Here is an 11,119-nt window from a genome sequence, read left to right as displayed (position 1 = left end):
ATAATGCAGCAGGCATCCTACGTGGACAGTATGATATCCTACCTCATGGCCTGACGCATCATGTATGTTTATAAACAAAGCTGTAAGTTTGAGGGAAGTGGTAAAACTCCCTCTTCGTACAAGAGATACACGGACTTCCCCTAATAGAATGATTTATGAACTGTCTTCCCATATTTTTTTGTATCATCCACGATAACCAAGGGGTATGATATGTGAATAGGATCCGGCGGCCAGAATCCAGGCCCGTGTACATCACAATATATGTTGTCTGAGATATACCAATATGAGCGGAAATCCCTTAGCTCAAATGAAGATACGGAGATTCAGATGAGGAGTAGCTCGCGAGGCGCTTATACATTAAGAATAGATCAGAATTCGATTTCCTAGAAAGCGAGATAATAAGCATATATCTAGAGGGAATTTCTTGGTTGGCCTCATCAATAAGGATCAATGCAGAAAAGATATTCGAAAAAGCCAAGGTACCAGAAAAAGAGCATGTGATTCAGGTAGACATGGAGATACATTCGTTAATTAAAGTGGTAATAGACGAGGTCACTCAGCTGAAGAACATGCTTCAGCCCAGAAAAGCGATAAGCGGAGAAGATGAAAACCAGAGAAAATTTAGAGATCAAAGGGGGCAATCGCTATCCGATATTTTCAGGTCAATTGACATAAGCGAGATCATGAAGAACGATGTAAGAAACGCCATGGAACAATTTGATGAGAGATTGGATAGACTAAGCTTCAGCGTCAGGAAGAATATATGCAAAAGATCTCAAAGAATCGCATTCAACATGGTCTTTTCCGATAATGAGGCCATGAGCCCATTCCCAAATCCAGTAAGGATCTACATATCTAATGAGCGCAAGATCTATGTATTTGGACTAACGTTGGACTTGGGAAAGATCCATGAAGAGAGCTCGAAGATTCTAGAAATTCTAAAAGAAGATCCAAGAAGAAAAACTATAAGAGAGCCAGGAGGCATTCTTCTTCTTATTGAGAAACTCGATAGTTCAGAACAATTTTAGCTGCAACACTCCGTATCACGAATGAATCGATTGAACTACTTTTATTAAGAGAGCTTTTGCCAGTTTTTATGAAATATCTTTCATGCAGGTCGTGAAATATTCCCAGGGCCTTGTAGACCCAAGGGCTCAAATCGATATCATTATAAAGATATGCAAAAATACAAATGTGAGAATCAGATGGGAAAATTAGGGGTAATTCACAATAATAGAATCGATATGGTATGATGGTCTTTTAAACGTATTCTATATTATAGATTGTCTCACAGGCGAAATAAAATCTGAGGGCTTAGCAGGACTATACGGTTTGAACCCGGAATTTTTTTCTATATAAATAATTACAGGAGGCTTAAAGATATAGCAAGTGTCAGAATCGTAGGGAGGAATATGATTATTGTATAAGTTTAAAGGAAATATGACCTGCGTAACGATGCGCCAGGTATAATTGCAATGATTAACCTCATATAAAATATTTAGAACGATGATAGGATGAGTATGTTATCACCATCCTCATTATGTAACCTTCTGGGAACACCGACTTAGTGTACCAAGTAAAAACTTTTCCGATTGAGTAGGTCGCTTCTGTGGCGAGTCCCACGTCCTTACATCCATTGTTAATATGGGCATTCACAGACTTTCATGATGTGTGTCGTTGTCAAAAATTCCTGTGGAACAACGTATTGAAAAAAGAAGAAATAGCGTAAATAGAATTGTCATTGAAAGGGTATAGATGCAGAAGAAGGAATAACGACCTCCTCTGCGGTAATCTTCATTTCAGAAGATTAAAGGCTTCTGCATAATCTCTCTGGAGGTATTGAATGTTGATTCTATCGTATATGTGCTGAAGAAACAAGATTTTAAATATATATTTAAAACAAAACATTTTGAACAAAAGATGATATGATCGATAATGAATTAACGCATTGATCCAAAAAGAAGTATGCGGAGGGAGGGATTTGAACCCTCGAACCCCTTCGGGAATGGACCCTAAATCCATCGCCTTTGGCCAGTCTCGACAACCTCCGCTTCGTCATCTGAATTTATACAGGCTATAGCGAGCCACCCATCAGCTGAAGTATCGGATCTTCGTGCTTCAATGGCACTTAGCTAATGCCCTACCGGCTCAGATATCCCGCCAGCGTTATCTTCACAGACGTGTATTCGGATCGCACCGGTCCTACTCAGTTATCATCCACTTGGTTATCATGGAGGATACAAAGGATATGTGGAAGTGTTATTTATAAGTCTTTCTTTTGATAGGAAGTCCATGTATCTCCTGTCCGGAGGATAGATTTACAGCTTCCTCCAAACCCTTAACGAATCTTTTTTTCAGAGTCTTAAAATCATCGACAAATACGCCATATTCTGATGTATTTGTGAATCGATACGAGACATCATGTTGAATTTTCAGAACAGGTACAAGTTTCTGACTCACTGAAAATTAATAGTTTACTTTTTTAATGAGTCTGTTATACTAAATTATGGATAATCTGGACGCGTATCTTGATTATGTTTCAGGCATATGGTCAAAGATCAATCAGAAATTCCACGATCAGGATGTGAATGTCAGGCTCGCAATACTCCAACTGGTCGCCAGACCTTATTATTACTGGATACAGGAAAATCAGGTAGAGGAGAAACAGGTACCGGAGGAAACGGTTCCAAGGAAGCAAGATGCCATTAAGGATATCACATCAAAATATGGAGATGCCCTTCAGGTTGATAACGATACGGTTAGGATAGTCAAGAGACTGAATACAGATGAATTCAACAAACTGAAGGAGGATCTCAGGCAGCTTGGATTTCTGTATGATGCTCAGCTGAGAGGGTTCAGAAAGAAACAGTGAAGCATTATGGCTTACATTTATCTAATGAGACATGCAAGGACTATTATGAACATAGAGGGAAAGTGGCAGGGTATCAGCGATAGTAGCATTCCTGAAGAAAGCATGGCCCACTTCAGGGAAAGGATCAGTTTTTTCAAAGATAAGGGGATAAAAGGTATTTATTCCAGCTGTCTTGCGAGATCTATAAGATCTGCCACAGAGGCAGCCTCCATACTGGGTATCGGTGAGATCGAGGCGATCAGGGGCTTCAACGAACGCGATCTGGGATTAATGGATGGTAAGACAAATGAACAGATCAGAGAGGCATTCGGTGTGGTCGATATATTCATCGGTTCCAGATCCATAGAGAAGATTCCAATGGTTGAACCCTGGCCAGATTTCGTGGATAGAGTCATGAAGACACTGGATAAATTCAGGAATAAGGATCGTTCGCTTATTGTGACGCATGGTGGAGTTATGAGAGCCATATACAACACGTTAACAGGTAGCAATGAAAGAAGAGTCATATTTGATAATGGATATGTAATGAAGTTGGAATTTTCAGATTCTTGGAAAATCTCGGAGATCATCGGTTCGGATTTCAATCCAATTTAACATTTGAGAAATGATAATAGATATTGTATTCTAATATTTAAATGAAGAGGACGTTCTATTTAAAGTTATTTCAAATTTTATATGCAATTTATTAGTCTATTCATATAATATCATAATTACAGTTGTAGGTTATTACTCAAAAATTGAATCAATTTTTCGGATCTCATATAATTAAATAATTTCTGAAAAGAATAGTTATAACAAGGAATAATTAAATATTCGAAGCAGTAATCATCAATCGATAAAGATGTATGAGATTAGATTCCATGGAAGAGGCGGTCAAGGAGCGGTAACTGCCAGTCGAATATTGGCAGCGGCAGCCTTTGCGGAAGGAAAATACGTAGTATCCTTTCCGTTCTTTGGTACTGAACGAAGGGGCGCACCCGTGACGGCCTTCACCAGGATAGACGATTCTGAGATATACCTTAAGAGCCAGATATATAATCCCGATATCGTCGTTGTTCTCGATACTTATGTGCTCAGAACGTCGAACGTCACTGAAGGCTTAAAGGACAACGGTATCGTTATTATCAATTCTCCAAAGGATCCAAGTGAATTTAATATAGATGCAAATGTCGCCACAGTTGATGCTGTTTCCATAGCGGTGAAGCATGGCCTTGGAAGCAGAGCCAATCCTGTCATCAATACTTCAATGCTCGGAGCCTTCGCAAAGGTCACTGGACTCGTATCCCTCGAAAGCGTTCTTGAGGCCACAAGAACCAACGTTCCTGGGAAGATAAAAGAAAATATGGATGCGGTAAGGGAAGCTTATGATTCTGTCAAGATGCTTAAGAAGATGGAGGTAAGGTGAGGAATATGGTGCTTGTTCCGGTATCGACCGTATCTACCAGAAACCATCCAACCGATAGCTGGCGCATACAGAGGCCGACCATCCAGTATGATAAGTGCATAAGATGCATGATATGCTGGAAATACTGCCCAGATAATGCTATAGAGATAGAAAACGGAGATGAAAGTGCGCCAAATGAGAGGATAGCGAAGATGGAGTATCCCGTGATCAACTACAGCTTCTGCAAGGGTTGTGGGATCTGTGCAAACGAATGTCCAGAAAAATGCATAGATATGGAGTTTGAGGTGATCGAATGAAATCTGTCACAGAATTTAAAACAATAATGACCGGTAACGACGCGGTAGCCTATGGTGCGAAGCTGGCACGTGTGAAGTTCATCTCGGCATATCCGATCACGCCGCAGACAACCATCGTTGAAAAACTGGCCAGCATGATCGCGAATGATGAGCTTGACGCAAAGTATGTGGAAGTTGAAAGCGAACACAGCGCCCTCGCAGCCGTATTTGCTTCAGAGCTGACAGGCGTAAGATCGTACACAGCGACAAGCTCACACGGTCTGCTATACATGCATGAGATGCTTCATTGGGTCTCAGGACAGCGTCTTCCAATAGTTATGAGCGTCGTTAACAGAGCAATAGGCCCGCCATGGAATATATGGGCAGACCAGAGCGATACGATCAACCAGAGAGATACCGGCTGGATGCAGGTATACAGCGAATCAAACCAGGAGGCAATGGACACCATAATAATGGGCTACAAGATCGCCGAGAACTCTGAGGTTATGCTCCCGCTCATGTCAATGGAGGACGCGTTCATACTTTCACATACATCGGAACCTGTTACCCTCAGGGATCAGGATCTGATCAACGACTACCTGCCGGACCTGGATCTGAAATTCAGGATAGATATTGGCAATCCGATGGGATACGGATCCTATGATACGCCGGATGGTACATTCATGGAGCTCAAGAAGGACATGGTAGATTCCATGAATAAGGCCGTGAGAGTCATAAAGGATGAGACTGAGAAGTTCAATCAGATGTTCGATACCAATTACGGTGGGCTGGTTGAGAGATACAGGATGGATGATGCAGATTATGCGCTGATTGCGATGGGAACAGTTGCATCCACTGCAAGATTCGTGGTAGACAAACTCAGAGAGAAAGGACTTAACATTGGCCTCATACGTATAAGATACTTCAGACCATTCCCGTATGACGATATACTGGAAGATCTCAAGAACATAAAAGCCGCCGGCGTTATAGACAGATCGGTCAGCTTCGGTTACGCGGGTGCAACATACTCTGAGATCGTTTCGGCACTGTACGGCAAGATCAATATCCCTGTATCCAGCTTCATAGTTGGAATTGGAGGTCGGGATGTAAGGGTAGAGGATATTGAGAAAATAGCCGATACCGTGAGAAACGAATCAAGCGGTGTTTACTGGATAAATGTGAAGAAGGTGATCTGAATGCCCACCTCTATACCCAAGGAAGAATTGATGGCTCCAGGCCACACTGCATGCCATGGCTGTGGTGCCACATTGGCTATGAGATACGTTCTGAAGGCAATGGGCCAGAAGACGGTGGTGTCCGTTCCTGCTTCATGCTGGGCCGTTATACCTGGCGCGATGCCATTTAGGACGCTTGACGTTCCAATGGTATATACACCATTTGCTGCGACGGGTGCCAGTATATCCGGGCTCAGAGAGGGCCTTGACATACAGGGTAAAACGGATTACAACGTTGTGGGATTCGCCGGAGATGGTGGAACGGCTGATATAGGATTGCAGGGTTTGAGCGGTGCCATGGAAAGGGGACACAACGTCTTCTACATAATGTATGATAACGAAGGCTATATGAACACAGGCGTGCAGAGATCTGGAAGCACACCATATGGTGCTAGAACGACAACAACTCCGGTTGGAAAGGAGAGAGATTTCAAAAAGGAGAACAAGAAGATAGTCGCAGACATGATGATAGCGCAGAATGTACCCTATGTGGCAACGGCAACCATAGCATATCCCGAGGATCTCATAAGGAAGATCGATCATGCCAAGGCTGTGCATGGGCCGAAGTTCATTCAGATACTGGCGCCCTGCCCGACAGGATGGTACTATCCGCCAGAGAAAACAATAGAGATATCTAGATTAGCTGTACAGTCAAGGATGTTTCCTCTATATGAGTTCATACAGGGAAAATTCTATCTCAACAAGTCATTCAAACCAATCGACGTATCCGAATACGTTAAGGCGCAGGACAGATTTAAGCATCTGAATGATGACGAGATAGATAATCTGAGGGAATATGTGAACGAGAGATGGAATCAACTGCTGGAGTGGGAAAAGATATATTCAGAACAGAAGGCATGAACCGTAACGGTTCCTTCTATCTTTTCTGGAATAAAAGACCGTAATGATTGTTTCCCGTCTCTATTTCTTTTATTATTTCAAAGTTGTGCGATGATATGAGGAGAAGCGCTTCCTTTCTATCTATCCTTATGTCCATGGGTGGGCCGTGGGTGCTGGGCTCCTTCTTCCAGTCGATATCAACTAGATAACCATCGTCCCTTAGAACACGATATATTTCATCCAGCACCGCATCCTTATCGTCAAAATCATGAAACGCATTCGCTATGAAAACAAGATCCGCCGAATGATCTGGCAGAGGCAGCTTTTCGGCCCTTGATTTGATGGGTATCACGTTTGAATGGCCATCTATTCTACCCTTAAGTATATCTATCATCTCATCTGAGGCATCTATTGCATACACCTTTCCGTCGGTCTCTTTTGCAAGTGGAATGGTAAAGAATCCTGGTCCACAGCCGAGATCAACAATATCAGATCCAGGGCCGATAGGTAGCTGCTTTATTATTTTATCAGGGTCCTCCCATTCCCTTCTGTACATTGAAAGCATGAATTCCGCATGATCTTTTCCAAAGTGCAATTATACACCTGCGTATCCATTCCATAACAGTATAAATAACTTATCTATGATAAGTCTTCTTCTTCCGAAAATACTGGTATATCGTCAGATTTCAAATGTGGTTACGATTATTAATGCGTCTCACATAATGAATATTATGATGAGCTTCGACTTCAACAGCAAGCCCCTACTTATATTCTGGGAAACCACCAAGGCATGCGGTCTTAAATGTGAGCACTGCCGGGCTTCAGCAATCCTTGAGGCGCTGCCTGGTGAGATGAATTACGATCAGTCGATAGAATTTCTCTCTCACATAAGGGAATTCGGAAAGCCTTACCCAATTGTTATACTGACCGGCGGGGATATGCTTCGTAAGCAGAGGATATGGGAAATTATGGATTATCTCAGATCTCGGGAGATACCATTCTCTGTGAGCCCTGCAGTCACAGACCTACTCAACGATGAGTCCATCTCCAGATTCAAGGAATACGGGGTGTCCTCAGTCTCCATAAGTCTTGATGGTATGAAGGCCGTCCATGAAAAGGTTCGTGGAATAGACGGCGTTTTCGATTCCACGGTTAAGGCTATAGAACGTATCATAGATGAAAACCTGCCCATGCAGATAAACACGGTTGTAATGCGCAGTACAGTAATGGATCTTCCGGACGTTCTCAAACTGATTCTGGATAAGGGGGTCAAGGTCTGGGAGGTGTTCTTCCTGATAAGAACGGGTAGAGGAATAGACCGGGAAGATCTGACTCCTGAAGAATACGAGGATGTCAATAAGTTTCTGCTCTTCGCAACCGGATATGGCGTGAGGATAAGGACAGTGGAAAGCCCCATATTCCGCAGGATAACGATGCAATATTCAGGGGAGGGCGAACTGAATGGCGGAGACCTTTTCGATCTCCTTAAGCGAAGGGCGATAGACCTCATTGGGCATCCAGCAAAGGATCATTCCAGATCAGTCATTCCAACAAGGGACGGCTACGGAATTATATTTGTGGGTCATGACGGTGAGGTATATCCCAGCGGTTTCCTGCCTTACAGTGTAGGAAATGTGAAGGAACGGAGCATAGTGGATATCTATAGGAACAGCGAATTGCTGATGAGGATCCGCGATCCCGATAATCTCAATGGAAAATGTGGAAAATGCAGGTTCAGAAACATATGCGGTGGTTCAAGAGCAAGGGCATACGCCTACACCGGAGATCCGTTCGCAGCAGATCCTAGCTGCATCTACGAACCAGACACGGATCCGATCACGGCATGATGCTACAACGGATCAGGTCAATCTGAAGACAGCAGCTGGGTGAGGCATTTCACCGTTCTGTCTATATTTTCCTCAGTCACTTCCTTTATTTTTTCTTCACCCATCATCTTGATCAGTATGCCGTAATTAACATCTATGCTCCACTGGAGTTTACCCTCATGAACCTCTATGGTCAGATCGAAGGAGATGGAAGAACCCACTATTCTGCCCTTACCCTGAATGCGGACCTGATGATCTTCAGCATTAATGTAGGAAAAGTTCAGTTTCCCTGATATCTTGCTCAGATATGAGGACTTCATGGATGAAACGTCAAGTTTGACCTTGCAGCTGTATCCTTCACCCTCTTTTTCAAATGAACTCACGCCTGGAAGGCATGGTCCGAGCTTTTCTGGATCATGAAGCAACTCTATGGCAGCTCCATCAGGAATTTTTATCTCAATCGATCCGGAATAGATCATCTTTCACCACCTATTATCGCTGATATGGCGTATGCCTCGGCTATGCCGGCATACTCCTCATCAATGGTACCCCTGCGGCTCATGGATCTCGCCATCACTGGATCTCTGGAATATCGTTCTTCGAATGTCTCGATCGTACCGTCTATATCGGGATCTTTCAGATTCCTACCAGTTCCATAATGTTCGATTATCCTTCTAGCAATCTCTTCACCGACCAGGCGGCCTGTCGTGAACTTTCCCCCCACAACACTTAACAGGGTGTCGTTGAGTCCTTCCTGACTGACTATCCTGAAACTTCTGCTGGCGGTTCTTGAATCCTCAGATTCCTCTTCCACCAGAGGTCTTACGGAATAATAATACCGTCTGATCTTCATATTCTTCACCTCAGGGATGAGATCCGCCATGTCGTCTATCATCATTTGAATATCCTCCATCTCTGGCCTGAATTGATCAGGATCCTCTACAACTACTGCTGAGGTGCCCAGAATTGAATTATTCCAGTATGGAAGCAGTATATCTGCATCGGATGGTTCTCGCATTCTGTTTATTATGGATCTTGAAACCTGTCCTTCAAGTACAACCATCACGCCTGCCGAAGGCATGACCGGTGTCTGATCCAGTCCGGACTGCTCAAGGATCTTCCCTGAAAATGGACCGGTAGCATTGATCACCATATCAAATTTCTCAGTTGCCATCTTTCCTGCCCGTTCATACTCAATACCGGAAACAGAATCTCCGTCGATCTCTATCCTCTTAACGTCAGAAAACGTCCTTATCTTTGTGCCTGCTAGATGTGCAGCGGCCGCTACCGTGACCACGAATTCGTAAGATCTTATGACCTTGTCCGGGACCATCATCACCCTTCTTGATCTGCTTAGCTTCGGATTATTCTTTACGAAATCATCAAGCGGCAGTTCAGAAATATCTATACCTACCCTCCTGCATGCCTCATATAAATCGTCACCAAACTGCGCTTCTTCTTCATTTGCGGCTATAAAATATCCACCAGTATCCTCTACAAATCTCCCCGCGATTCCGCTTATTCTCCTGTTTTCTGTTATGCATTCCTTGGCTGATATTGGATCGTTCGTTGCATATCTTGCTCCACTGTGAAGCATCCCATGAAACCTTCCAGAAGTCCCAGAATCTATATCGCCGCGATCGAATAAGGTGACATCGTACCCTGATGTTGACAGATAGTAGGCAGAAAAAACACCATTTATTCCAGCACCTATGACAGCAATCCTCTCCGACATCATCATCACTCCATCAGTCCCATCATCCTGTCTCCAACGTTGGTTATTATACCCTTACAGCCGATTTCCTTGAGATGCTTTGCTATCTCCTGGCTGTCCACCGTCCAGGGAATGACCTGCTTCATACTTATCTGTTCGAATACATCATCCACAAGACCATGATAAGGCAGTGCAACATCTGTTTCCAGGGCATACTGAACCTCTTCAGGTGATTCAAAATCCAGGCCTGTTATCATGTCGTCATAATGATCGTGGATATACTTCAATACCTGTTTTTCAAAGGATATCAAGACAACCTGTTCCTTCATATCATTATTTATGATCATTTCCGCAACATCTTCTGTAAGTTTCATCTCCCTCTGCCCGAACTTTTCCACCTTTATCTCAATGAAAAAATTGTGTTCTTTAAACTGCGAGAGGACTTCATCGAGACGAGGTATACGTGCATTTGTCTCCAGCTTTATCTTTGAGAGCTCTTCCCATTTAAGATCCGATATTTTCTCATTTCTTCCTGCCAGTCTCGTCAGATCGAAGTCATGAAAGACTACGGGAACACCGTCTGAGGAATGTTGAACGTCCAGTTCAACTGCAGGTAGTCCTGCTCTAAAGGCTGCATCAAATGATTCAAGTGTATTTTCAAGGCGCATGGACGGGAGCCCCCTGTGACCCACAACTATGAACCTGTATTTACTGAGAAAATGCATGCAGTATGATACGATGGTTGCATAAATTTCTCTGCATTGCTTCGTCGATTCATCTTTATTTTACATTACACCTATCAATATGGAGGTATGTTATGGGATAATAATATGCTAATACTAATATAATATATTTCTTCCGGATAATTCATTTACTTTACATTAATTTTTTATATTATATATTTAGAACCATGGACGGCATGACAATGATTGCAAAGCAAATATTTCGCATT

Annotated in this window: 12 protein-coding genes and 1 tRNA gene; 8 read left to right on the top strand and 5 right to left on the bottom strand. The window is 43.0% G+C overall.

What is annotated here, in order from left to right; all coding sequences use genetic code 11:
• Nucleotides 1–428: 428 nt before the first annotated feature.
• Nucleotides 429–1,028 (top strand): hypothetical protein, encoded by a 600-nt coding sequence (locus tag DMB44_RS04825; protein WP_110641382.1) that lies wholly within the window; start codon nucleotides 429–431, stop codon nucleotides 1,026–1,028.
• Nucleotides 1,029–1,966: 938 nt separating this feature from the next.
• On the opposite strand, the gene DMB44_RS04820 is transcribed toward DMB44_RS04825, so the two are convergent.
• Nucleotides 1,967–2,051: transfer RNA gene (locus DMB44_RS04820), tRNA-Leu, on the bottom strand.
• A 455-nt stretch (nucleotides 2,052–2,506) separates the two neighbouring features.
• Between DMB44_RS04820 and DMB44_RS04810 the strand changes: the two genes are divergently transcribed.
• From DMB44_RS04810 to DMB44_RS04785, 6 genes are all read left to right on the top strand, one after another.
• Nucleotides 2,507–2,872 carry a hypothetical protein gene (locus tag DMB44_RS04810; protein ID WP_237265301.1) on the top strand — a complete coding sequence of 122 codons (366 nt, stop codon included), beginning with the start codon at nucleotides 2,507–2,509 and terminating at the stop codon, nucleotides 2,870–2,872.
• 6 nt (nucleotides 2,873–2,878) lie between these two features.
• Complete coding sequence (locus DMB44_RS04805) at nucleotides 2,879–3,466, top strand: histidine phosphatase family protein (protein WP_110641378.1); 588 nt, start codon at nucleotides 2,879–2,881, stop codon at nucleotides 3,464–3,466.
• Between the two features lie 247 nt (nucleotides 3,467–3,713).
• Nucleotides 3,714–4,277, top strand: a complete 564-nt coding sequence (locus tag DMB44_RS04800; RefSeq protein WP_110641376.1) for a 2-oxoacid:acceptor oxidoreductase family protein — start codon at nucleotides 3,714–3,716, stop codon at nucleotides 4,275–4,277.
• Between the two features lie 5 nt (nucleotides 4,278–4,282).
• A complete protein-coding gene (locus tag DMB44_RS04795) occupies nucleotides 4,283–4,573 on the top strand; it encodes a 4Fe-4S binding protein (RefSeq protein ID WP_110641392.1) in 291 nt (96 codons plus the stop codon).
• Nucleotides 4,570–5,748, top strand: a complete 1,179-nt coding sequence (gene porA, locus DMB44_RS04790) for a pyruvate ferredoxin oxidoreductase (protein ID WP_110641374.1) — start codon at nucleotides 4,570–4,572, stop codon at nucleotides 5,746–5,748. The genes DMB44_RS04795 and porA overlap by 4 nt, the downstream gene beginning before the upstream one ends.
• A complete protein-coding gene (locus DMB44_RS04785) occupies nucleotides 5,749–6,648 on the top strand; it encodes a 3-methyl-2-oxobutanoate dehydrogenase subunit beta (RefSeq protein WP_110641372.1) in 900 nt (299 codons plus the stop codon).
• Nucleotides 6,649–6,664: 16 nt separating this feature from the next.
• Here DMB44_RS04785 and DMB44_RS04780 read toward each other — a convergent pair whose 3' ends face one another.
• Nucleotides 6,665–7,222 carry a class I SAM-dependent methyltransferase gene (locus tag DMB44_RS04780; protein ID WP_110641370.1) on the bottom strand — a complete coding sequence of 186 codons (558 nt, stop codon included), beginning with the start codon at nucleotides 7,220–7,222 and terminating at the stop codon, nucleotides 6,665–6,667.
• A gap of 136 nt (nucleotides 7,223–7,358) precedes the next feature.
• Here DMB44_RS04780 and DMB44_RS04775 point away from each other — a divergent pair, with 136 nt between their 5' ends.
• Complete coding sequence (locus tag DMB44_RS04775; RefSeq protein ID WP_237265299.1) at nucleotides 7,359–8,474, top strand: TIGR04053 family radical SAM/SPASM domain-containing protein; 1,116 nt, start codon at nucleotides 7,359–7,361, stop codon at nucleotides 8,472–8,474.
• A gap of 17 nt (nucleotides 8,475–8,491) precedes the next feature.
• Here the strand turns inward: DMB44_RS04775 and DMB44_RS04770 are convergent, their stop codons facing one another.
• The 3 genes from DMB44_RS04770 to DMB44_RS04760 are packed head-to-tail and all read right to left on the bottom strand — an operon-like array spanning nucleotide 8,492 to nucleotide 10,892.
• Nucleotides 8,492–8,932, bottom strand: coding sequence for an SRPBCC domain-containing protein (locus DMB44_RS04770; protein WP_110641368.1), 441 nt, complete (start codon nucleotides 8,930–8,932; stop codon nucleotides 8,492–8,494).
• Nucleotides 8,929–10,188 (bottom strand): FAD-dependent oxidoreductase, encoded by a 1,260-nt coding sequence (locus tag DMB44_RS04765; RefSeq protein WP_237265298.1) that lies wholly within the window; start codon nucleotides 10,186–10,188, stop codon nucleotides 8,929–8,931. The genes DMB44_RS04770 and DMB44_RS04765 overlap by 4 nt, the downstream gene beginning before the upstream one ends.
• Nucleotides 10,189–10,193: 5 nt before the next feature.
• The gene (locus DMB44_RS04760) at nucleotides 10,194–10,892 is read right to left on the bottom strand and encodes a glycerophosphodiester phosphodiesterase (RefSeq protein WP_110641364.1); all 699 of its coding nucleotides are present in this window, start codon (nucleotides 10,890–10,892) and stop codon (nucleotides 10,194–10,196) included.
• Nucleotides 10,893–11,119 lie beyond the last annotated feature (227 nt).

It is taken from the genome of Thermoplasma sp. Kam2015 (assembly GCF_003205235.1).
In the GTDB taxonomy this organism is placed as follows: Archaea; Thermoplasmatota; Thermoplasmata; order Thermoplasmatales; family Thermoplasmataceae; genus Thermoplasma.
The sequence above is the reverse complement of the archived record's forward strand: the minus strand, read 5'-3'. Positions and strand labels throughout refer to the sequence as shown.

What these genes read in the sequence shown, in the direction of transcription:
- DMB44_RS04810 (WP_237265301.1), top strand. Translation starts at nt 2,507, where the DNA reads ATGGATAATCTGGACGCGTATCTTGATTATGTTTCAGGCATATGGTCA.
- DMB44_RS04805 (WP_110641378.1), top strand. Translation starts at nt 2,879, where the DNA reads ATGGCTTACATTTATCTAATGAGACATGCAAGGACTATTATGAACATA.
- DMB44_RS04800 (WP_110641376.1), top strand. Translation starts at nt 3,714, where the DNA reads ATGTATGAGATTAGATTCCATGGAAGAGGCGGTCAAGGAGCGGTAACT.
- DMB44_RS04795 (WP_110641392.1), top strand. Translation starts at nt 4,283, where the DNA reads ATGGTGCTTGTTCCGGTATCGACCGTATCTACCAGAAACCATCCAACC.
- porA (WP_110641374.1), top strand. Translation starts at nt 4,570, where the DNA reads ATGAAATCTGTCACAGAATTTAAAACAATAATGACCGGTAACGACGCG.
- DMB44_RS04785 (WP_110641372.1), top strand. Translation starts at nt 5,749, where the DNA reads ATGCCCACCTCTATACCCAAGGAAGAATTGATGGCTCCAGGCCACACT.
- DMB44_RS04775 (WP_237265299.1), top strand. Translation starts at nt 7,359, where the DNA reads ATGATGAGCTTCGACTTCAACAGCAAGCCCCTACTTATATTCTGGGAA.
- DMB44_RS04770 (WP_110641368.1), bottom strand. Translation starts at nt 8,932, where the DNA reads ATGATCTATTCCGGATCGATTGAGATAAAAATTCCTGATGGAGCTGCC.
- DMB44_RS04765 (WP_237265298.1), bottom strand. Translation starts at nt 10,188, where the DNA reads ATGTCGGAGAGGATTGCTGTCATAGGTGCTGGAATAAATGGTGTTTTT.
- DMB44_RS04760 (WP_110641364.1), bottom strand. Translation starts at nt 10,892, where the DNA reads ATGCATTTTCTCAGTAAATACAGGTTCATAGTTGTGGGTCACAGGGGG.